17 protein-coding genes are annotated in these 22,730 nt (G+C 38.5%); 3 read left to right on the forward strand and 14 right to left on the reverse strand.

Annotated features, from left to right (window positions below; all coding sequences use genetic code 11):
- Positions 1-3: 3 nt before the first annotated feature.
- The 6 genes from ACUN24_RS01375 to ACUN24_RS01400 form a co-directional block, all read right to left on the reverse strand.
- Positions 4-609: a cytochrome c gene (locus ACUN24_RS01375; RefSeq protein ID WP_315419289.1), complete on the reverse strand. Its 606-nt coding sequence runs from the start codon at positions 607-609 to the stop codon at positions 4-6.
- Entirely contained in the window at positions 581-1,117 is a 537-nt protein-coding gene (locus tag ACUN24_RS01380; RefSeq protein WP_132402965.1) for a DUF3341 domain-containing protein, read from the reverse strand. Before ACUN24_RS01380 ends, ACUN24_RS01375 begins: the two co-directional genes overlap by 29 nt.
- A gap of 2 nt (positions 1,118-1,119) precedes the next feature.
- Positions 1,120-2,592: an NrfD/PsrC family molybdoenzyme membrane anchor subunit gene (gene nrfD / locus ACUN24_RS01385; RefSeq protein ID WP_121284002.1), complete on the reverse strand. Its 1,473-nt coding sequence runs from the start codon at positions 2,590-2,592 to the stop codon at positions 1,120-1,122.
- Positions 2,593-2,618: 26 nt separating this feature from the next.
- Positions 2,619-5,657 (reverse strand): TAT-variant-translocated molybdopterin oxidoreductase, encoded by a 3,039-nt coding sequence (locus tag ACUN24_RS01390; protein ID WP_445560923.1) that lies wholly within the window; start codon positions 5,655-5,657, stop codon positions 2,619-2,621.
- Positions 5,658-5,705: 48 nt separating this feature from the next.
- Positions 5,706-7,007: a c-type cytochrome gene (locus ACUN24_RS01395; protein ID WP_445560924.1), complete on the reverse strand. Its 1,302-nt coding sequence runs from the start codon at positions 7,005-7,007 to the stop codon at positions 5,706-5,708.
- Between the two features lie 254 nt (positions 7,008-7,261).
- Positions 7,262-8,242, reverse strand: coding sequence for a deoxyhypusine synthase family protein (locus ACUN24_RS01400; RefSeq protein WP_121284005.1), 981 nt, complete (start codon positions 8,240-8,242; stop codon positions 7,262-7,264).
- Between the two features lie 550 nt (positions 8,243-8,792).
- Between ACUN24_RS01400 and ACUN24_RS01405 the strand changes: the two genes are divergently transcribed.
- Entirely contained in the window at positions 8,793-9,923 is a 1,131-nt protein-coding gene (locus ACUN24_RS01405) for a BamA/TamA family outer membrane protein (protein WP_445560925.1), read from the forward strand.
- 420 nt (positions 9,924-10,343) lie between these two features.
- Here ACUN24_RS01405 and ACUN24_RS01410 read toward each other — a convergent pair whose 3' ends face one another.
- The 6 genes from ACUN24_RS01410 to ACUN24_RS01435 form a co-directional block, all read right to left on the reverse strand.
- Positions 10,344-12,722 (reverse strand): outer membrane beta-barrel protein, encoded by a 2,379-nt coding sequence (locus ACUN24_RS01410; RefSeq protein WP_445560926.1) that lies wholly within the window; start codon positions 12,720-12,722, stop codon positions 10,344-10,346.
- A gap of 5 nt (positions 12,723-12,727) precedes the next feature.
- Entirely contained in the window at positions 12,728-14,923 is a 2,196-nt protein-coding gene (locus tag ACUN24_RS01415) for a M56 family metallopeptidase (RefSeq protein WP_445560927.1), read from the reverse strand.
- Between the two features lie 13 nt (positions 14,924-14,936).
- Positions 14,937-16,490 (reverse strand): N-acetylmuramoyl-L-alanine amidase, encoded by a 1,554-nt coding sequence (locus tag ACUN24_RS01420; protein ID WP_445560928.1) that lies wholly within the window; start codon positions 16,488-16,490, stop codon positions 14,937-14,939.
- Positions 16,487-16,855 (reverse strand): BlaI/MecI/CopY family transcriptional regulator, encoded by a 369-nt coding sequence (locus ACUN24_RS01425; protein ID WP_445560929.1) that lies wholly within the window; start codon positions 16,853-16,855, stop codon positions 16,487-16,489. The genes ACUN24_RS01420 and ACUN24_RS01425 overlap by 4 nt, the downstream gene beginning before the upstream one ends.
- A gap of 903 nt (positions 16,856-17,758) precedes the next feature.
- Positions 17,759-18,427 (reverse strand): DUF1345 domain-containing protein, encoded by a 669-nt coding sequence (locus ACUN24_RS01430; RefSeq protein WP_445560930.1) that lies wholly within the window; start codon positions 18,425-18,427, stop codon positions 17,759-17,761.
- A gap of 4 nt (positions 18,428-18,431) precedes the next feature.
- The gene (locus tag ACUN24_RS01435) at positions 18,432-19,214 is read right to left on the reverse strand and encodes an O-methyltransferase (protein WP_445560931.1); all 783 of its coding nucleotides are present in this window, start codon (positions 19,212-19,214) and stop codon (positions 18,432-18,434) included.
- A gap of 44 nt (positions 19,215-19,258) precedes the next feature.
- Between ACUN24_RS01435 and ACUN24_RS01440 the strand changes: the two genes are divergently transcribed.
- Both ACUN24_RS01440 and ACUN24_RS01445 read left to right on the forward strand, forming a co-directional pair.
- Complete coding sequence (locus ACUN24_RS01440) at positions 19,259-20,128, forward strand: transglutaminase-like domain-containing protein (RefSeq protein ID WP_445560932.1); 870 nt, start codon at positions 19,259-19,261, stop codon at positions 20,126-20,128.
- 12 nt (positions 20,129-20,140) lie between these two features.
- Positions 20,141-21,274, forward strand: a complete 1,134-nt coding sequence (locus tag ACUN24_RS01445; RefSeq protein ID WP_445560933.1) for a glycoside hydrolase family 18 protein — start codon at positions 20,141-20,143, stop codon at positions 21,272-21,274.
- Here ACUN24_RS01445 and ACUN24_RS01450 read toward each other — a convergent pair.
- Together ACUN24_RS01450 and ACUN24_RS01455 are read right to left on the reverse strand one after the other, a co-directional pair.
- Complete coding sequence (locus ACUN24_RS01450; RefSeq protein ID WP_445560934.1) at positions 21,241-21,723, reverse strand: CAP domain-containing protein; 483 nt, start codon at positions 21,721-21,723, stop codon at positions 21,241-21,243. The two genes, ACUN24_RS01445 and ACUN24_RS01450, sit on opposite strands and share 34 nt — an antisense overlap.
- A gap of 66 nt (positions 21,724-21,789) precedes the next feature.
- Complete coding sequence (locus tag ACUN24_RS01455; RefSeq protein WP_445560935.1) at positions 21,790-22,617, reverse strand: glycoside hydrolase family 16 protein; 828 nt, start codon at positions 22,615-22,617, stop codon at positions 21,790-21,792.
- Between the last annotated feature and the right edge of the window lie 113 nt (positions 22,618-22,730).

Below are 22,730 nucleotides of genomic sequence, written 5' to 3' on the forward strand. Positions count from 1 at the left end.
TACTTATTGTTGTTTTTGTAATTCCTGAACATACATCACCACTTTCCAACGATCTGTTGGTGAGATTTGCGAAGCATGCGAGCCCATATTATTTACACCGTATGTAATGGTGTGGTAGATTTTACCGGCAGTAAGTGCTTTCATATCTCCACCTCTTGATGAACTTCCTGAGAAGTACGAAGGTACACCACTAAATTTCTCAATTTTAACCAGGTGTCCTTGTCCATCACCTTTTTCTCCATGGCAAGGGCTACAGAAAACTTTGAACAAATGCTGTCCCTGTGCTAAATTAATAGTATCAACTGGTAAAGGGTTAACCATGCTTACCCCTGCTGCTTCATATCCTTCTTTTGTATTAGGAAACTCATCATATTCGGTAAAACCTACCGGTTTAGTATGTGCAGGTGGCAACTGAGCTGTTTTACCATCTTTAAAATTTTTGTTCGGTTGATCTGGATTGTAAGCAATCGGATCATACATGTTTCTGGCATATTCTAAGCCAGTACTGCGCTTATCTTTACAAGCAGAAAAGGTAGCTGCAAAAGCGATAGCTAAAAACGCCGTGTAAACAAATTTATTCTTATTCATAGCTAATGTACTTCCTTTCATTATACTTTATTTCTAAAGCACCTGCATCTTTTAATAATCCATCAATTACAGTATGTTCTATATTGTCTTTTGCATCAACTGCAATAACAAAACGATCATCAGTAGCACGTAAATCCATCACTCTTGGTGCTCTTCCCGGAAATAAGTGAGTAGATGCATAATAGGTTAACACCATACCGAAAGCACAGAATAATACTGTAAGCTCGAACATTATCGGAATAAAATCCGGTAATGCAAATGATGGTTTACCACCTATGTTTACTCGCCAATCGATTACTGCGCAGAAATAAATCAAAGCGAATGCACAGCAAGTACCGGTAATACCAAAGCAAAATGCTGCGATATCGATTCTAGATCTTTTAATTCCTAATTTGGCTTCTATTCCGTGTATAGGCATCGGTGTATATACATCATGGATACTGATGTTATTTTCCTGAAGTTTTTCGATGCCGTGCATCATTTCGTCAGGATCGCCAAAGCTGCCTAAAATATATTTGATATCACTCATTGTTATATTTTTGCGTAATCTTCTTGTTTAACACTATCAAATTTTTCTAAAGACTCTATGTACTCAGCTACATATTCTTTATTCTCATGCCCTTCTTTAATCTGTTTCATTTTGGCTTGCTCACTTGCAGTTTTTAATAATAATTTAACCTCTGCTATAGCGATCGATGGCAATACTCTTAAGAACAATAAGAATAAAGTGAAGAATAAGCCAATTGAACCTACGAATACACTGATATCAACCCAGGTTGGATAAAACATGGCCCAACTCGATGGAATATAATCGCGGTGTAATGAAGTAACGATAATTACGAAACGCTCGAACCACATACCCACGTTTACTACGATTGATAAAATCCAGGTAGCTTTAATGCTTAAACGGATCTTTTTGAACCATAACAACTGTGGAGAGATTACGTTACAAGTCATCATCATCCAGTACGACCACCAGTAAGGACCAGTAGATCTGTTGATAAATGCATATTGCTCATACTCAGAACCTGAATACCAGGCAATAAAGAACTCAGTTAAATAAGCCACACCTACGATCGATCCGGTTAAGATGATGATTTTATTCATCGACTCGATGTGGAACATGGTGATGTAGTTTTCTAAGCCTAATACTTTACGTGCAACCAATAATAAGGTTAATACCATCGCAAATCCTGAGAAAATCGCCCCTGCCACGAAGTATGGAGGGAAGATAGTGGTATGCCATCCCGGAATTACCGATGTTGCAAAGTCCATTGATACAATAGTGTGTACCGAAAGTACTAGTGGTGTAGAAATACCTGCCAAGATTAACGACACCGCTTCGAAACGTTGCCATGTTTTAACACTTCCACTCCATCCGAAAGAAAAGATAGAATAGATTTTTCTACGTGTACCCACTGCACGGTCACGGATGGTAGCGATATCTGGTAATAAACCTGTGTACCAGAATAATAATGATACAGAGAAGTAAGTAGAGATCGCAAACATATCCCACACCAATGGTGAGTTAAAGTTTACCCAAAGTGATCCGAATTGGTTTGGTAAAGGTAAAACCCAATAGGCTAACCAAGGACGGCCCATGTGTGATACAACATAAGTTGCGGCACAGATTACGGCGAAAATAGTCATCGCCTCTGCCGAACGGTTGATGGAGTTACGCCAGTTCTGACGGAAGAGTAATAGTACAGCTGAAATTAGTGTTCCAGCGTGACCGATACCTACCCACCATACGAAACCGGTGATATCCCAAGCCCAACCAACTGTTTTATTTAAGCCCCATGCACCGATACCGTTCCAAAAAGTATAGCTTACCGCTACTACCCAAAGTAAAGCACCTAATGAGGCAACGATGAAACCAATCCACCAAGCCTTGTTCGGCTTGTTTTCTACCGGGCCTAAAATATCATCCGTAATTTTTGCATACGTGATGTTATCGCCGGTAATTAATGGTTCTCTAAGTATTGATTCGTTATGTCCTGACATAATTTGTATTTTCTTTATACTAAAGCTTACGCTTGTACTGTTGTATCTGTATTTCTAATTTTTGTCATGTAGCCGATACCCGGTTTCACATTGATCTCTTCTAATACGTAGTAGATACGCTCAGAACGTAATGCTTTTGAAACCTCTGAATTTGGATCGTTTGCATCACCAAATACAATCGCATTTGCTGAACAAGCTTCCTGACAAGCCATTTTAATATCGCCATCTTTTAATGGACGTTTCTCCAGTTTAGCTTGTAATTTGCCACCTTGTATACGTTGAATACACATAGAGCATTTTTCCATTACCCCTCTTGAACGTGTAGTTACATCAGGGTTTAAAACCAATTGGGTAAACTCGTTATTTAAATAGTTATCGAAACGTGAATCGTTCCAGTAGTTAAACCAGTTGAAACGACGTACTTTATACGGACAGTTATTTGCACAGTAACGTGTACCTACGCAACGGTTGTAAGCCATGTGGTTTAAACCATCACTTGAGTGTACAGTTGCCAATACCGGACAAACTGTTTCGCAAGGTGCGTGATCACAGTGTTGGCACAACATTGGTTGGTGAACTACAGAAACGTGATCTAAGTCTTCTAACTTAGCTATTTCTTTCTCTTTGGTTACATCACCATCTTTAGTTTCGTAGCTGTAATAACGATCGATACGGATCCAGTGCATTTCACGACGACGGCGAACCTCATCACGACCTACAACAGGAATGTTATTTTCTACGTTACAAGCAACAATACAAGAACCACAACCTGTACAAGCATTCAAATCGATTGCCATAACCCAGTTGTTACCTGGTTTTTCGTATTGATCCCAAAGATCGTAATCTTTATGCTCGCCTTTTTCGTTACCAGCACCAGGATTTTTTAAGTACGCTGCAAAAGTAGCTTCTTTAATCACTGCACGGCCCTCGAAAGAGTGGTGAGTTTGTGTTTGAGCCAATTCATAGTAACCGCCTGTTGGGGTAATGGTTACCGAAGTAGCATATTGGAATGTTCCATTTACAAAAGAAACGAATGGGAAAGCATTTTTACCCACATCGTTACCAGCTTTACCAACTTTGGTACGGCCATAACCTAATGCAATAGATGCAGTTCCTTGCGCTTGTCCTGGCTGGATCAATACCGGAAGATCTACTGAATATCCGTTGCTACCTTTAACCGTTACAACATCAAATTCTTTAACTTTTAATTTCTCAGCAAATTTTGGTGCAAGTGCAACATAGTTATCCCAGGTTACTTTCGATACCGGATCAGGTAATTCTTGTAAGAATGCGTTGTTTGCATTTTTACCATCACGCATTGGGATATTTTCGTAAACCTGTAACTCAATCTGATCGCCACCTTTAAAGGCTTTGCTGCTATTTACAATTGACGTAGCAACTTGTGCTAACGATTGTGTGAATGAATAAGCACCAGCAGCTTTAGCTGTTGAAGTAACTACACCTTTTTCTAAAACTTCTTCCCATTTCAAACCAACAGCTGGTAACATTTTAGCTTCCCAGTTGCTGCGTACAAACTGATAGTAGTCTTTAACAGGAGCATCAGCCCAGGTTAATAAACTCTCTTCAGCCTGGCGGCTATTGAAAACAGGGTTGATAGTTGGCTGAACGATGGAATAATACCCTTCGTAAGCATTTGCATCACCCCATGATTCTAAGTAGTTATGGTTAATCGCAATAGCATCACAAGCGGTAGCCGTTTCGTCAGCACGATCAGAGAATGAAATTTTAGCAGGAACCTTAGCTAATGCCTCAGTAAATGCTTTTGTATTTGCAGCGTCGTAAACCGGGTTGCTGTTTAAGAATAAAACAGCGCCAACTTCGCCACGGTTCATTTCAGCAACTAAGCCATTAAATTCGGCATCGTTACCTGCATATAAATAACAAGGGTTATCTAAATCGATAGTCGTACCATAACTTCCGATAGCGGCATTAATGGCATTTACTAAAATTTGTGTAGAAACATCGTTCGAACCGCAAACTACAAGGCCTTTACCTTTAGCTTGTACTAATTCTTTAGCTACCAGTTTAATTACTTTATCGGCAGTAGTATTGTTACCTAACGTTCCGCCAGGTAAGGCACCACCGGTAATTGCATTATATAAAGCAATTAAAGCAGGTCCTTCTTCCGATAATTTAACCGGAACACGAGTATCTGCATTGGTACCTGTTAAGCTCATTCCACTTTCGAACTGAATGTGGCGGCTCATTTTTTTATTTTCTAACGATTTGTAGTTACGGTTAGCAGTATATTGAGCAGTAAACTCTTCTCCGCTAATCCAGGTACCTAAGAAATCGGCACTGAAACTTACAATTAAATCGGCCTTATCAAAATTGTATTTAGGTAAAACTGCTTTACCGAAACTGTTTTGGTTGGCCTGAATAATACCTGTATAAGAAACCGCATCGTACTGAACCAATTTAGCAGCAGGATATTTTGTAATAAACTGTGCAATAACGGCATTAGTTGACGGACTGTTTACTGTTGATGCTACAATGCGGATTTTCTTTCCACCCGCCTGCGCTTTTGCCAACTCTCCTTTAACAAAGCTGTCGATTTTTGCCCATGTAGTTTCTTCAACTTTTCCATCTTTTACCAAAGCTGGTGCTTTTAGTTTAGATACATCATATAAATCTAAAACTGAAGCTTGCGCTCTCGCATCTGTACCACAGTTAAACTGACCCGCATTTGGATTTGGTTCAATTTTAATTGGGCGTCCCTCTCTGGTTTTAACTAAAATACTCTGGCCATTAAAGCTCGAAGTATAATAGTTAGGAATACCCGGAGTAACCTCTTCAGGTTTTACCAGGTAAGGAATAGATTTATGAACAGGGGCAGTTTGACAGGCTGCTAAAGTTACTGCACCTAAACCAAAACCCAACGCCTTTAAAAAGTCGCGGCGTGGGGTAACGGTACTTAACCCTGCTTCATTTAAAACATCTTCTATTGGAATTGGCTCGGCGAATTCGTTTTTGTTATTCTTAACAAAATCGGGTGTATTGTTATACTCCTCTAAGCCTTTCCAGTATTTTTTGTTGCTTTCCATTTAAGCTATATTACTGTTTATTCGAACGTTCTTACTAAACTCTATCTATTAATAGTGGCATTTACCACACTCTAAACCACCCAATAACGCTGGTGTAATTTTCTCGCCTTTTTTAATCTTTTCGTGCGCTTCGATAACCTTAGCGTAGAAAGCATTATTTTTCTGACCAGAAATATCTGTTTCTTTATGGCAGTTAATACACCATTTCATGGTTAATGGAGAATATTGATAAATTTCTTCCATGGTATTAACCGGACCGTGACAAGCGAAACATACAGGCTCGTTTGGTTGTAATCCTTTTGCTTTACGGATGGCATCTTCTGCAACAACTACGTGCTGAGAGTGATTGAAGTAAGCAAAATCAGGAAGGTTGTGTACACGTACCCACTCCATTGGTTTAGCTTTACCTTCATCATATTTCTGCGTTTCCGGATCGTAACCTAAAGCATTATAGATTTTTTTGATCTCAGGAGAAATCTCGCCATCATATTTATCTCTTGCCTGAACAGCTTTATGGCAGTTCATACAAACGTTTAATGATGGAATAGTTGCATTTTTAGATTTAAATGCTCCGTTGTGGCAATACTGACAATCAATTTGATTGATACCTGCGTGCAACTCGTGAGAGAATTTAATTGGCTGAACTGGTTGGTAACCGGTATGAACACCAGTATTCCACATGCCCATCCAACCGAACGAACCTAAACAGATGATTAAACACAAGATAAAGAACATCACAAATTTCTTGTTTTTGAACATCTTGCGCACACCAACCTTTAATGGCACATCTTCTTCAATCTCGATACCTTGTTTTTGTAAAATCAGGCGCTCTAACAATTTAGAAGCACGGCCTAAGATTACTAAAATAACAATCGCCAATACAACGATAGCTACAATACCAGCAATTGATAAACCTGAAGTGGTATCATCTTTTGAAGCAGAAGCAGCAGAATTAGCAGCATCACCAGGCGCTTTTGGCTCGCCTTCTTTAATGTATGCTAAGATATCTTTTACTTTCGCCTCATCTAACTCAGGGAAGGTAGTCATTGCTACTTTACCATTATCGTTAAACAATTTAACAGCTGCAGGATCTCCGGCAGCAATCATAGCCGCGTTGTTAGGAATCCATTTTAACAGGAACGCTTCAGGGTGACGATCGCTTACTCCTTCTAATGCCGGACCAATAACTTTGTGATCTAACGCATGGCACGAAGAACATTTTGCTTTGAAAAGCGTTCTTCCCTCTTTAGCATCCTGCGCATTTACGGTAGAAACCGCTATTACGGAAATTGCTGAAAACACGAATAACGACTTCCAAACGCTTTTTAAAATCATCGAGATATCTCTCATAATGAACACTTTATACTTATTTAATTTACTTTTTGTTGTGAAATTGATGCTGAACTAGGGGTAGCCCCACCAAAACTTGAACAAAAGTATAACTTATTAATAAATCCCATGACATAATAGTGACTTGAAATACAATTTATAATCATTCTAAACAAATGCCAATTCAAGCCACTCAGGCAATAAAAATGCCCATTTTTGATAGGTTATCTCCAAGGGCATACTATAAACCAATTTGGTTTATTTATTTTTTCTGATTATTGTTTTAATATCCAGGCAAACATTAACGGTGCAACAATTGTCGCATCACTTTCTACGATAAATTTTGGTGTGTGGATATCCAGTTTACCCCAGGTAATCTTTTCGTTCGGTACGGCACCAGAATATGAGCCATAAGAAGTGGTCGAATCCGAGATCTGGCAGAAATAACTCCAGAAAGGAATATTTTCCATTTCCATATCCTGATAAAGCATTGGTACCACACAGATCGGGAAATCGCCGGCAATACCACCACCAATCTGGAAGAAGCCGATTCCTTTGCCCCCACTATTTGCAATATACCAATCGGCTAACCAGCCCATATATTCAATACCACCTTTTACTGTGGTTGCAGTAAGTTCCTTTTTCATTACATAAGAGGCAAAGATATTACCCATAGTAGAATCTTCCCATCCTGGTACCACAATTGGCAAATTCTTTTCTGCCGCAGCCAACATCCATGAGTTTTTAGGGTCAATTTCATAGTATTGCTCCAAATCGCCGCTCAAAAGCATTTTGTACATAAACTCATGCGGAAAATAACGCTCACCTGCAGCTTCAGCATCCATCCAGATTTTATGGATGTGCTTCTGCAAACGGCGGAAAGCTTCTTCTTCAGGGATACAGGTATCGGTAACGCGGTTGTAATGGTTTTCTAAAAGATCCCATTCGTCCTGCGGACTTAAATCACGATAGTTTGGTACACGTTTATAATGGGAATGTGCTACCAGGTTCATAATATCTTCTTCAAGGTTTGCACCTGTACAAGAAATAATAGCCACTTTATCCTGACGGATCATCTCTGCAAGTGAAATTCCCAATTCTGCAGTACTCATTGCACCAGCAAGCGTGATCATCATTTTACCACCTTCATCTAAATGCGTTTCGTATCCTTTAGCAGCATCCATCATTGCCGCAGCATTAAAATGGAGGTAATTACGCTCCATAAACTGAGATATTGGTCCTCTTGTATTGCTCATTTCGTTTTGTATTGTTTGCCGCAAAAATAGGTATTTAGGCCGAAAGGTGAAAACGTAAAAGCGTTTAGCGTTTGGAGCATAGGGTTTGGCGCATAGCGTTGGTTAGTCCAGAGTCCTTAGTCTGTAGTCTAAAGTCGATTAAATCATAAAAAGTGAGCTTTACCAGCGATCGTCATCCTGAATTTATTTCAGGGTCTATAATCAAAGTATAACAGAATAGTTTTTTTGGAAGCAATAGCTATGGCCATTATTAAAGTTAGTCCGGCTCGTTTGTAGTGCCCGCGTGAAGCCGGCAGCTACCACTTCAATCGGGTTTAGGTGGCGGCAGGCATTGCATGAAATCCTAGCGATCGTCCTCCTGAACTTGTTTCAGGATCTGTGAAAAGGAAATTTAATAATAGGAATAATTTAATTTCAAGTTTAAACCGATTAACCAACTTCTTACTAAATTTCCTTTTCTTTGCGGTAATGAAACCATCATGAGCAAACCACTCACAATACGAGGATATGCTCATGATAGCTTCATCGCCTATAAAATCAAAAAACCTTGATGAAAAAATATTATCTGATTATTTTACTTGCGCTCATTTCAGGAAGTTCATTCGCACAAATGAAACTGATCAGGAAAATGCTCTCAAACGAAAAAGATACTACCCGTAAAGCAAGCTTTTTACCTTTACCAGCCTTTGGCTATAGTCAGGAAACAGGATTTGAATTTGGCGTTGGTGCTATTTATTCCTTTTATGTAGACCGTAAAGACACACTAAACCGCAGTTCGAACTTTGCGTTGAATACCACCTACTCCACCAAAAAGACAGCTAATTTTATGCTTAAAGGTGATATGTGGTCCAAAGGCAACAAATACCACTTTATTGGCGATATCCGTTTTAAAAACCAGCCATTTAATTTTTATGGTATCGGCAACAACGCTAAAAAGATAGATGAGGACAAATTAGACCAAAGGATTTTTAAAACACTTTTTGATGCCGAAATGAATACTTTACCCAAAGCTTATACAGGTGTTTCATTAGGTTTTGAGAATTATCATTTTATAGACAAGCAAGCCGGAGGCATTTATACCACTAACCCACAAATTTTAGATAAAGATGGTGGTTCGGTCGCATGGATCGGCGCATCGCAAAGTTACGATACCCGCAACAGCAACAACTACCCCACCAAAGGTTTTTTTGGGAGAGCAACCTACCAATATGCACCGGATTTTTTTGGGGGTGAAAGTTTTAACGGCTCGCAGATCAAACTAGACCTCCGCGGTTTCTTTAGTTTGGCACCGAAAGTGGTTTTGGGCGTACAGGGCATTTATTATAGCATTCAAAGTAAAAGCACGCCATTTTATCTCTTGCAGCAGTTAGGGAACGACCAAATGATGCGTGGTTACTACAGTGGCCGCTACCGCGATGAAAACCTAATGGCGGCACAGGCCGAAATCCGCTACCGTTTTATGAACCGTTTTGGTATCGTGGCTTTCGCTGGTACAGGTAAAGTATTTGCTAACGGCCAATTTAATACCGATGGATTAAAACCAAATTTTGGTGTTGGTGGCCGTTACTTTTTCGATCCGGCTAAAGGTTTGAGCGTTAGGCTAGATTATGGTATAGGAGAAAAATTGCCAAATGAAAAACGCCAGGCCGGGTTTTATATCAGTTTGGCAGAAGCGTTTTAGGGATGGGGATTGAATACCTTCCAGGCTTGTCATTCTGAACACAGTGAAGAATCCTCTCTTTTTTACCAATTAAAATCAGCGTATTTTACTAATCATCTATTTTCAACGCATCATCTTAAGAGATAATTTGTTTTATAAAATCAATATGAATGACAGATTTTTATCGAATTATAGGCTGCGAGGAATCGTCATTCCCAACTTGATTGGGAATCGTTATGCAAGCACTTTAAGATTCCCGCCTGCGCGAGAATGACGGCCGTACTATAGATTCTGTCTATGTTAGTGTAGTCAAAGGATCTTTAACCACGGATACACACATCAACACAGATAAGATTGTTGTCACGGAAATAAAGAAAATACTTTACTAATTATCACCCCTTCAATTTGTCATCCTGAGCGTAGTCTAAGGGTCTTCCATAATTAATTACTCCTCCTCCGTTCCTCTTCATTCCCTAACTTCCTATCCTGCTGTTTAATTTTCTCATTACCGAAATTATAACGAAAAGTAAGCCGTATCTGGCGGCTATCGTAATAGTTGTTGTATTCCTGCCTGATGTTATTTACCAGACTATTAAAACGGTAACGATTTGTTTTTAAAACATCACTTGCCGTTATCGCCAATTGTATTTTTTTATTAAGGAATAAAGCTTTAATCCCCAGATCAAGGTTATATTGACTTTTATCTTGATTCAATCCATCAATTGTTGGGAATTGGTACCAGAAATTGGCTTCACCCAAAATGGTTTTAGATTGGTTAAACACAAATTGATTGATCGTAGAAAAATAAGCACCAAATCCGTTCAGGCTACTCTGGGTTTGCGCAATTCCAGAATGGGATATTGTGTAAAAAACATCCGCTTGATTGATACTTTCCCACCATTTCCAAGGATTTAGCGTAATGGCATTGCTGAACTGGTAATGATATCCAGTGATAAAGTTAACGGGTTTGGCGGCCTGAATATTCGTACCAGCATCAATAAAATTTACATCATTAAAGCCGTTTATGGTATGGCTAAAAGATACTGTCGTGGTGAAGATATTATTGTAAGTATGAGAAATTTCGATGTTGTCGTTATACGATGGCTGTAAAAAAGGGTTTCCTTCGGTATAAGCATATTGGTTGCTGTACCAGCGGAAAGGATTTAGTTTTCGATAAGCAGGCCGGTTGATCCGGCGGCCATAATTAGCAGAAAAAGTGCTTTTGTTATTTACACGGTAACCGATGTAAAGTGTAGGAAAAAGCCTGAAATACTCACTCCGATTTTGTTCATAAGCCGATACGCCATCAATCTGCGTATATTCTCCACGCAGTCCAGCCTGAAAATCCCAGCGCTTTAGACTTTTATTATAATTAATGTAGAGGGCTTGTGTGTTTTCCTGATAATTAAAGAGATTAGTCTGGCCGGGTTCCAGCTCATAAACCGTATTGCGGACTCTATAAAAAGCAAGATCACTCCCGTTATGGATAAAACTCAGTTTTGCACCAAAAGATACTTTAAAGGTTTTATAAGGCAAATCTATATCAGCTTTTATGGTAAAAAAATCTATATTTTGTTTACTGGCGGATAGATAATCGGCAAAAGAATTCGGGATCATTATTCCATTCTGGAAATAACTCGTGTTGTTAAAAAACCTTTTTTTATCATCCCTGTATTTAAACCAATCGCCATTTATAATCAGCTGTTTCCCTGCAGATTCTAAGGCTCTTTTTAAATAAACATTGGCCGAGTGATAATGAGATCTGATTTTGGCATTGGCATCAGAATTCAGCATTGAATCTAAACTACCTGTTTTACTATAAACAGTAGTTTTAATATTTTCTTCAGAATGGAAGTTGGTTAAGCCACCGTTGTAAGAAAATCCCAGTACCGTTTTTCTGGAGGCCTGGTAATCCATTCCGATCTGTCCACTTGGCACCGTCCTAAAATTCCGGTCTTTATTTACAATGTTCCAGTTTTGTGTTGGATAAAAAACATCACTCTGCTCTAAAGGAACAAGCGATCCTTTTCTGATATTAAAGTTTGTGGAAAGCGTAATCTTATTTTTCTGGTAACTTAAACTCCCACCTGCAGATACCGTTGGATGAATAGCTTTTGTAAAAGCGGTAGTAACCGAGCCCTTAAATCCTTCGGTAGTAACTTTCTTTAGTACAATATTGATCAAGCCATTATTTCCCTGTGCGTCGTATTTTGCCGGGGGATTGGTAATCACTTCAATCCTGACGATGTTATCTGATGAAATTGACTTTAAATAATTAGAAAGCTCATCATCAGATAAGGGCACCAATTTATCATTAATCATAATATTAACAGCACCTTTGCCCGCCAATGAAACCCTATCATGCAAAACCCTAACTCCCGGCACTTTAGAAAGCAGTTCCAAAGCATCTGTTCCGATGGCAGAAACACTGTTCTCCACATTAAAAACGATCCGGTCGATCTGTTTTTCTATTAAATTTTTTCTGGCACTGATCTGAACGTCAGTAAGCTTGTTTGGATTTTCCTGGAGCTGAATATTAATTAGGGTATCTCTGCTTAAGGTCAGCGACCTATTCTCGGCTTTGAAATTAAGTGCAGCATAAGTGATTACATACGTTCCAGACAGCAAATTGTTGAACTGGTAAAACCCGAGGCTGTCTGTTTGTGTATAATTGACCTGATTTTTAGCACCTGAAATTTTAACGGTAACGAATGGCAAAGTTTTATGCTCCTGGTCAGTTACCTTCCCCGAGAGTTTGAATTGAGCATTGCAATTGATGATGATAAAAAATAAAACAAGAAGGGCTAATGTTCTTATCATTCAAACTATTTGTTGCTCTGCCAAACTTCAACTTTACCATTAATATCAAACTCACCATAAGAACCGATCGTTGTTATTCCGGTTAGTTTGTTTCGAAGGATAAGATTTTTAGCCGTTATTTTTTCCGTATTCTTATTATAGGTAGCTTCATCGGCTGATATGGTAAAATTTTTATAATCTAATTTTGCTTTCCCATAAAGCGTAACAATTGTTTTATCCCTGCTCATTTTAACAGAATCCCGGGCACTATAACTTACACTTGTTTCCACTTTATTATCTGCCTTTGTTAAAGAGTCTCTCATTCTCTGCAACATCTGGTGGTCAGCCTCAAGCCCTTTAGGAACTTTAGTCGCTCCTGTACCATTTTCGGCACTATAGCTTCCATTTCTCAAATTAAAAACAATAATTTTGGCGGTTTCAGATTCCCCGTCTTTAGCTTTTAATACTGAATTTTTGGCGATCATTTTACCATTAAGTTGATCCAATTCTACGTATTCAGCTTCTAACCTGCAGTTGCTAATGTCGATAACCACATTTTCCATGTAAGAAATTTTATGCTGCACATCACCGGTTATTTTAGAAAACGAGATGATTTTAGGCGTTACTGGTTTGGCAACTTCAGTTGTTTGATTTTTTACTACAGCTACTTTTTGTTTCCCATCGCTAAAATAAAACCGATTATAAAGTGCTTCATTTTTGATTGTATATTTTTTAGGTTCAGAATACAGCACAATCATTTTATCGGTAGTGTAAGTATTCTTCGATACCAATTTTTCGCCAATAAATTTAACCAATACCTGATCGCCAGTTTTTAAATAACTGTTATGTATGTTTTGCGCCTTAAGATTTAAGTTGATGGTAAAAAGGCCATCATTCAGAACGATCTTTTCAATCTTACCATTAACATTTTTCTCTATGGATTTAATTTTAGATGAGGCAGAACGCGCTTTATTGGCTTCGTATAAAAAGGCATGGTTTTCTATTTTCTGCTTGTAAATTAAACTTCCGTCAAAAGTGGTAATCTTTGTTGCATTATATATAGGTCTATTAGTCTCTGCGATAACTTTTCCATTTTTATCCATTTTTCGCATATTAAAGCCTTTAACTGATATATAAACGATAAGTTCATCGCCAACTTTAATCTTTTCTTTAAAAGTGGTGGCTTCAATCGGATAAATCTTTCCATCCGACAATAAATCGAATGTATAAAGACCTATAGTTTCTTTTTTAATGTTAAGGACTTTCCCCTTCAGGGCTCCTTCGTAAAAATCTTTCGAAGATTTGCTTTCATCTTTTATATTTTGTGCATACACTACCTGCACGGCAAATAGCCAGACCAATCCCACAGCAACGGGGATGGCCAATAAGTACATTAATTTTTTCATGTTTTTAGATTTAGCGTGGAACAACATTTTAATCCGGGCTTTAATCGGGCTCTTTACAAAGTTGTGGATCAGCGGCATATTACTTTTGCTTATCGCCAGTTTTAAGAGTAGGTTGGCGTATGCCTCACTGCCACAATCTGCTGAAGTAATCTCATCTGCCTCATATTCATGCACCTGCTCTAAAGCTTTATCATATAGGTAAACTATAGGATTAAACCATAAAAAGGATTTAAAAACCATTAAAATAATTTTATCTATCGAATGGTATTGCCTGGCGTGTACCTGCTCGTGTTTAAGCAGAACCGATAAATCCGTTGCACTTAAATCCGCATCATTTATAAAAACATAGTTAAAAAAGGAGCAGTTGGTAAAACCTTCTGTTTTGGTAATCAGCTTTAGTCCACTACTATTTTTGGTATAATTCCCTGTATGTTTAAGCAAAACGAATAAGCGCCATAGGCAAAGGAGGAATAAAAGCAAAGCGATGCCACTATAAGCATAAGCCATTATTACCACCCAATCAATTTTAGATGTCACCCCTGGCTGGTATTCGACCATAATAGGCTGAATAAGTTGCACAGGGGCAGGTTGAATTGGCTTTAAATCAGGCATGTCTACAAGCTCGGTTTCTAACATGGGCATTTCACGTTTAACCTCAAACTGCAAAGCAGGAATAATAAAACTCAAAAACAAAGAAGCCAGCAAATAAAAACGATTGATTTTAAAGAAGGTGAGCTTTCTTAAAACCACAAGGTAAAAACCAAAAAATAATGCCGTACAGGCAGTAACTTTAAGCAGATAGGTTAACCATTCCATAGCCCTGTTTTATTTAACATCCACGTTTAGAAAAAGCTACAAATCCGTCCAAAATCAAATTACTGATTCTCCGGATGTTTTTTTCCTGATTAATATAATTTAATGTTTTACCGTCGGATATATTGCCGAGCTCAATTAAAACTGCTGGTGCCTTTGATTCTCTCAATAAAAATAAGCTTCCGTTTTTTAAAGAATCTCTTACTTCCATTCCATTAAGCTGCTTTAACTTGCTTAACAGGCCAGTTCCCAGATCTTCAGCAGCTTTAATATTGCTGTTCTGTTTCGAAACATAAACTTCAATACCTTCGAAAGGTACAGGTGCACCTGCCTGTGTTGCATTATGATGAATGGAAATAAATGCTGTAGCTTCTCCCGTAGGTAAACGATCTCTAAGTGATAAAAACTGATCGGTACTCCTGGTTAATACTACTTTTACCCCTCTTTTTTCGGCTTCTTCCTGCAGTATTTTCACTGCCCTTAAGTTCAGGTCTTTTTCCTTTTGCCCATCAAGTGCAGAACCAGCATCGTCTTTCCCTCCATGACCAGCATCAATAACCAAAACAGGTTCTACTTCATTAAAAGCAGTATTTGGATTCACCTTAATGTTGCTGTTCAAGTAGTTCATCGCATAAACATTAGGCTTTACAGGCGTATCGGCAGAAGCCTGATTCCCTGCCGATTTTCTCTCAATAATAATTTCTTTTCGGTTTATAAATGCCATACAGCAAATCATTAATACCGGAATAATGACTACATATGCAAGCTTTTGCGGCTTTGCATTTGGTTCTTTGTACAACATCATGATCCTGTTTTTTAGTGGAAGTTTACTAAAACTATTCATCGCGAAATTTTGGGCTGGCATAGCCAGGTTTAAAAGTAAAGAAGCATAAACCTTCTTATCTGCAACTTTAGCGGTTTCACGGTCGGCGAGAAATTCGTGGTTATGATCAATGGCATTCCGCCAGAAATAAATAATGGGGTTAAACCAAAGGATTGCCGTAACGAAATTGACTAAAAGCTTGTCGACGACATGCAGCTGCTTCACATGGACAGATTCGTGTTTTATGACCAGATTCTTTTCTTCATACTGCAAAGAGGAGTCGATAATAATCTGGTTAAAAAAAGAACAGTTTTTTATGGTAGATTTCTCATTAACCAGGATAACAGCTCCGCTCCTATCAATAGCGTGTTTACGCAGCTGGATCTGAATACGTACCATCACAAACAGCATTCTAAAAACAAGAAAGACTAAAACTGAGCAATAAACATACATAAGCACTTGATCCCAGTTTAGGCTATTATTGGCGGCACTACTTTCATCCACAAAATCCTGCTCAATAACACTATCATTACTATAGGCTATTTTTGATGGAATCTCCTGGTTACTTACCATTATTTCATGGCGGTTTTCGATCGTAAGCGCCGGGATACCAAAACTCAACCCCAACATTAATAATAAATAAATACGATTCAGGTTAAAAAACGTAAGCTTGGCCAGAAAAAACTGATAAGCAGCGAAGAATATGAGTGTACAGGCCGAAACCTTTAATAAGTAAATTAAAATCATGGCTTTGGATCCTGGTTAATGATTTTCTTGATTTCTTCTATATCCTTTTCACTTAGTTTTTCCTCTTTTACCATAAATGATAACAGGCTGGTTGGAGAATTATTAAAATAGCCGGCAAACAGTTTAGAGAATGTAGTTTTGGCATATTCATCCTTTGTGATGGCCGGAAAGTACTCGTATGTTTTCCCGTAAGCCTTATAACCAACATAGCCTTTCTTTTCTAAAAGCCTTACAATTGATGAGATGGTATTATAAGGCGGTTTAGGTTCCTCTTCGAGTTCATCTATAATATCTTTCACAAATGCCTTCTGCAGTTTCCATAAAACCTGCATAATACGCTCTTCTGCTTTGGTTAATTCTTCCATACTCAAATCTATAACTTACTTTTCAGTTTTACAACTAAAAAACAAGTTATATTACTGAAAAATCAGTTTAAAAACATAACAACCTGATATAAAGCATTATAAAATCAAAATCTACATCTATTTGAAAACGAAAAGCCTGTGGTTCTTGGCTCTTGTAGCCCTGCCATTCGCTTTACTTCGTTACACTACGTGCCCGCTGCTGTCAGGTTTATGACCGAAAGGCTTGCTCTGGTATGGAGCCAAAAGTATTTAACTGTCTTTTCTAAACCCGATCGAAGCGGGATGCCGATTTCCTTCAAATTGGCAGAAGCGGGAGCGGGACCGAAGCCTGCCAAAAGAAATGGACTGTTCATTTACAAAAAACTGCTATTACTAAAGAATCAGCCAAGGCCAGACCAAACTGACGAAGTTCTCCTTCGCTCAGCCCCTTCTAAACTTGGTAAGTTTTTCAAAAAGAAATTATTTGCTTAGCCCTGCTAATGCATTAATGTATAAAATTAAAAATATACATTTATTTGAAAATGAATGACCTGTAGTTCTTGGCTCTTGTAGCCCTGCCATTCGCTTTACTTCGTTACACTACGTGTTCGCTGCTGTTAGGTTTATGACCGAAAGGCTTGCCCCTGGTATTGAGCCAAAAGTATTTAACTATTGTTTCTAAACCCGATCGAAGCGGGATGCCGATTCTTCATCGGCAGAAGCGGGAGCGGGACCGAAACCTGCCAAAAGAACCGGACTGCTCATTTCCAAAAACTGCTGTAATTAGTTGAATAAATCTTTTCACGGCACCTCCTCCTGTTAAAAATGATGTATTTTAAAGATCCTTCACTGCGTTCAGGATGACAAAAAATGTGGGGTGATAGATCTCTCCACTTCGCGATGATTCGTTGAGATGACGATTCGTTATTTGCTTAGCCCTGCCAATGCATTAATGGTTAATGCTACAATAACGGTATTGAAAATAAAGGCGATTAAACTGTGCAGGAGGGAAAGTCGTCTGATCTCCCTATTCGAAATTTCGACATCAGAAACCTGGAAGGTCATGCCCAGAACAAAAGAAAAGTAAGCAAAGTCGATAAAATCAGGTTCATCATCGCCTGGAAACTCCAATCCCGAACCACCTTTTTCCGATTTTTCCTTCCGCTTGCCGCCATAATACAAATGGGCGTAACGCATGGTAAAAGTAGTATGCACTAAAAACCACGATAAAAACATGCCAAGTATGGCAATGATTAAATCTAGCGGTTCAATATCCTTATTAATTAGCAACAGAATTACGGCCAGTAAACCAGCAAAGGTAGAAACCACTACAATGACAAAAATTTCGCCACGGGTTTCATCCTGCATTTTGGCTTTTAAATGAGTTTCGGCAGAAGAGGTATGAAAAAACATATACCAATGGAGCGTATTTAACATCAGACAAAAAACATCCCACCCAAACATAATATGCGTAAGGGTATCCATTTTACAAAGAAACGAAAGCAGGTAAGCTGCAATTCCTGAGAAAAGGCTAAGCAGCAAAACAAAAAGTGCTGATCGTTTTTGAATACCTGCTAATTTCGGTTCCTGCATGGGTTTAAAACTTAAGTTTAAAATGTTCTTTAACCTGCCCCTTTTTAAAATAAACCAAACCAATCCAAAATAAATCGATGGTTACCGTAACATCAGGGTGATTTTTAATTTCAGTCCAGGCTTCTTTCATTCCTTCGCTCCAATAAATATCGTCAAAAATGAGTAACGAATTTTCGGTAACTTTTGGCAGGCACCATTTAAAATAATTCAAAGTAGCATCTTTCCGGTGGTTTCCGTCGATATATACAAAATCGAGGCTGGGCTGGCGGGCAATAATATCGGGCAAAATTAAATCAAAGTTGCCCACATGGAGTTCAATATTTTCTAAATCTAAATCCTGGAAATTTTTCCTGGCCACCTCTGCAGTCTGTGGGCAACCTTCTATGGTGATGACTTCGGTCTGTGGATCTGTTTTAGCAAGATAGGCAGTGGTAATGCCTAAACAGGTACCCAATTCAATTGCACTTTTTGCCTGGGTATTTTTAGCTAACCGATAAATAAGCTTGGCTAACCTTGGGCTTTTTAATGCATTCTTGGCAATCTGACTCACCTTCTTGGTACGGCTTTTATTAAGATGAGAACCTGCTCCAAGGTCTGTAACGGTGATTATTGAATCGTCATTAAAAAGTTTTTTTCGTTGCTCTTCTATATTTTTATATTCAGATTTGTCGTTAAAGTCGTAAATTACCTCATCAGCGAGCTTGTACACAAATGGCGAATGCGTTCCATGCCTGCTCTTAGCTGTTAAACGGTGTTTAAGGTAATCTTTAATAAATTGAAATAGCATAATATTGCAAAAGTAATTAAACGCCGCAAACGTATGTATGTTTTATGGAAAATATCGCAGAGATAAGTGCTTTAGTAAAACTGTTGGATGATCCGGACGAGGAAGTATTCCAGCATGTAGAAAAGAAACTGCTTGAATATGGCGGTGAGGTAATCCATTATTTAGAAAATGCATGGGAACAATCTTTCGATGGCTTGATGCAGGAACGCATTGAAAATATTGTCCATCAAATCCAGTTTAAAACCGTTAAAGAAGATCTAAACCTTTGGTATTTAAGTGGTGCTTTTGATTTATTACAAGGCGCCCTGATTATAAACCGTTACCAATACCCTGATTTAGATGAGCAAAAAGTAATTAACCAAATTGAAGAGATAAAAAGGGATATCTGGCTGGGGCTGCAGTACGAAATGAGTTCAGTAGAGAAAGTAAAACTGATTAACCACGTTTTATACCAGCAATATGGCTTTGGCGGCAATACCAAAAACCACCACGATCCTCAAAACTCTTACTTAAATCAGGTTTTAGAAAGCAAAAAAGGCAACCAGATTTCGCTGGCAATTATTTACTCTACCCTGGCCCAAAAATTAGATCTGCCCGTATATGGGATTAATTTGCCACAGCATTTTATTTTAGGTTATATTGATGATAGTAAGCAAGAGGGCGCTGAGTATGGTGTGCTATTTTATATCAATGCTTTTAACCGTGGTAATATTTTTGGCAAACATGATGTCGATCAATTTTTGCGTCAGCTTAACTTAGAAGCTTTACCCGAATATTATAAACCCTGCAGTAATACCGATATTATCCGCCGCGTAATCAGAAACCTGATTTCGGCTTATGAAAATGCGGGAGCAACCGAAAAAGTAGCTGAATTAAACGAACTCCAAAACATTTTAGCAGAAAGTAGTATTTAAATTCCCCAACCTGTGTATAAAAATATTGGTAATTTACCCAGAATTTGCCTGATGGCTTTAATGCTTTTCGCTGGTAGCCTAAAGGCGCAAAAAACAGTAAAACCCAATGTAATTGCCTATTATAGCGGGCAAAACACGGCAATAGATCGCTTCCCGATTGAAAAACTGAGCCACCTGATTTACAGCTTTGGACATTTAAAAGGCGATAGTTTAAACATCACATCTGCTGAAGATTCGGCTTTGATTTCGAAAATGGTTAAGCTCAAAAAACGTAACCCCAATTTAAAGGTAATGATTGCCATGGGTGGCTGGGGTGCCTGCGCTTCGTGTTCGGAAGTATTTAGCAGAGCTGATGGGCGAAAAACATTTGCTGAAACAACTAAAGCACTTTTAGATTTTTTTAAGGCCGATGGTATAGATCTAGACTGGGAATACCCGGCTATTTCAGGTTATCCCGGGCACAGGTATACACCTGATGATAAGCACAACTTTACTTTATTGATTAAAGAACTGAGAGAAAAGCTTGGCAAAGAAGCAGAGATTAGTTTCGCAGCCGGAGGATCCCAAAACAGCATCGATTCTTGCTTTGAATGGGACAAGGTGATGCCACTGGTAAACCGGGTAAATGTAATGAGTTACGATCTGGTAGGTGGATATGCATCACAAAGTGGACATCATTCGCCTTTATATTCTACCCCACAACAAACTTTATCCGCCGATTATGCTGTAAAAGCTTTAATTGGTTTGGGTGTACCTGCGCAAAAAATTGCTTTAGGAGCAGCATTCTACGCCCGTATTTTTGAAAACACCACCAATGCGAACCAGGGATTATACCAGCCAACAAAATTTTTAAGCAGCCTTGCTTTTAAGGATTTCAACAAACAGTTCTCAACTAAAAATGGCTATACTTATTATTGGGATGAGGTAGCGAAAGCTCCTTATTATTATAATCCGAAAACCCGGTATTTCGTTACTTTTGATGATCCAAAATCAATTTCATTAAAAACCAAATATGTAATTGATCAAAAATTAAATGGCATTATGTTCTGGGAATTAGCTAATGATCTGTATAGCAACGGCTTACTTAATATAATTGATAAAACGATAAAAGATTATAAGGAACTGCCGAAGGTTACTACCCAATAATTTTGTGCCATACCTGCACCAGCTTCACTACTTTTAGCATCCATCATGGCTTTACAATGGCTTACACTATTTTTCCACGCGGTAATGACCTGATCTACCTCAGAATATCCCCTGGCTAAATTTTCTGCCCTAAAATCACCTTTATAACCTGCGCTTAATGCACGTTCGGCGGGAGTACCGCCATCTGGAGATAAATGATCAAAATAGTTTTGTTCTGCCATGTCTTTTGCATGCATTATTGCCGCATTTTGCAACTGGTTATTTGAAGATAAGCTGGGTACCGAGGGCATATATTCAGCACCACAATTGCATCCGCTCTGTCTTAGCAGATTAATCCTGTTAATCAATAAAGCAACATTGTTTTCTGGAGTTGTTATTTCATCCTTTTTGCACTGCATCAGTAAAACACAGAGCAACGTACTGCCAAGCATGATTAAATTTTTGTTCATATTTTATTTATGATGCAAATGGAGGCAGCTGCAATGCTACCTCCATATTAATTTTTGTTTAAGCAACTAGAAAGCTCTTTCTCTACCCAGGTAAATATTTTTACCAGTGTACAAAGTATTACCAGACGGACCAGGAGCCCCACTATCGCCTTCCATTTGCATGTTTATGATTAGCCACATGGGTTTATTTACCGAATTACTCATGGTATGCTTGGCCACCCAAACATTATCAATGTAATAATGGCAATCTACATCAGTTGCACTGACTTTGTTGTACCAGCATTTATAATTGTGGTACGAACCTGCATTAGAAACTGCTGTAAGTTTATTTTCCCAACCACCATCATAAGTGTTTTGCCAATTGGTATTATTGCCTTTAAACTCCATAATATCGCTTTCCGGTGGCCACGAATTAACGCCCGTAATCCAGAATGCAGGCCAGGTGCCTTTACTAGTTGGCACGGCAAAATCTCCTGAAATGGTATAACTAGGAAACTGATCGTTAATGAGCACCTGTTGCTTGGCATGGCATGCGCCAGAGTTATACCAAATGGCCACGTTGGTGAATCCATTAGCGGTACTGTTTCCAGGCGATGTAGCTAAGCGGGTAGCTTTAATTGTTAATATCCCTCCGCTTAAAGAGATTTGATTATGGTTAGAAGAACTGCCCACCATGCGTGCCGAACCATTATGATCAGTACCCCAGGGATAGTTATAATTCCATTGCGCTTCAAAATTAGCATAGCTGGCAAAAGAATTGCCATCAATTAAGGTCTCCCAGGCTTTAACCTGGCCATTTTCCGATTTAACTTCAGCCTTATCTTTTTTGCAGGATAAAAGCCCGGTAAACAAGCATACCAATAGCAGGTACCATTTCATTGTTTCTTTTCTCATTTTTTTTGAATTAGGTAAATATTTGGTTAATTGTAAAAGCATTATGTTTGATCTAACTTCATAAAAAACTGAAATACAAGCATATTTAAATTTAAAACTGTAAATCTGCTTGT

It is taken from the genome of Pedobacter sp. WC2501, assembly GCF_052682415.1.

Bases quoted from the DNA above. Each gene is read 5' to 3' on its own strand.
- ACUN24_RS01375 (WP_315419289.1), bottom strand. From the start codon at position 609: ATGAAAGGAAGTACATTAGCTATGAATAAGAATAAATTTGTTTACACG.
- ACUN24_RS01380 (WP_132402965.1), bottom strand. From the start codon at position 1,117: ATGAGTGATATCAAATATATTTTAGGCAGCTTTGGCGATCCTGACGAA.
- nrfD (WP_121284002.1), bottom strand. From the start codon at position 2,592: ATGTCAGGACATAACGAATCAATACTTAGAGAACCATTAATTACCGGC.
- ACUN24_RS01390 (WP_445560923.1), bottom strand. From the start codon at position 5,657: ATGGAAAGCAACAAAAAATACTGGAAAGGCTTAGAGGAGTATAACAAT.
- ACUN24_RS01395 (WP_445560924.1), bottom strand. From the start codon at position 7,007: ATGAGAGATATCTCGATGATTTTAAAAAGCGTTTGGAAGTCGTTATTC.
- ACUN24_RS01400 (WP_121284005.1), bottom strand. From the start codon at position 8,242: ATGAGCAATACAAGAGGACCAATATCTCAGTTTATGGAGCGTAATTAC.
- ACUN24_RS01405 (WP_445560925.1), top strand. From the start codon at position 8,793: ATGAAAAAATATTATCTGATTATTTTACTTGCGCTCATTTCAGGAAGT.
- ACUN24_RS01410 (WP_445560926.1), bottom strand. From the start codon at position 12,722: ATGATAAGAACATTAGCCCTTCTTGTTTTATTTTTTATCATCATCAAT.
- ACUN24_RS01415 (WP_445560927.1), bottom strand. From the start codon at position 14,923: ATGGAATGGTTAACCTATCTGCTTAAAGTTACTGCCTGTACGGCATTA.
- ACUN24_RS01420 (WP_445560928.1), bottom strand. From the start codon at position 16,490: ATGATTTTAATTTACTTATTAAAGGTTTCGGCCTGTACACTCATATTC.
- ACUN24_RS01425 (WP_445560929.1), bottom strand. From the start codon at position 16,855: ATGGAAGAATTAACCAAAGCAGAAGAGCGTATTATGCAGGTTTTATGG.
- ACUN24_RS01430 (WP_445560930.1), bottom strand. From the start codon at position 18,427: ATGCAGGAACCGAAATTAGCAGGTATTCAAAAACGATCAGCACTTTTT.
- ACUN24_RS01435 (WP_445560931.1), bottom strand. From the start codon at position 19,214: ATGCTATTTCAATTTATTAAAGATTACCTTAAACACCGTTTAACAGCT.
- ACUN24_RS01440 (WP_445560932.1), top strand. From the start codon at position 19,259: ATGGAAAATATCGCAGAGATAAGTGCTTTAGTAAAACTGTTGGATGAT.
- ACUN24_RS01450 (WP_445560934.1), bottom strand. From the start codon at position 21,723: ATGAACAAAAATTTAATCATGCTTGGCAGTACGTTGCTCTGTGTTTTA.
- ACUN24_RS01455 (WP_445560935.1), bottom strand. From the start codon at position 22,617: ATGAGAAAAGAAACAATGAAATGGTACCTGCTATTGGTATGCTTGTTT.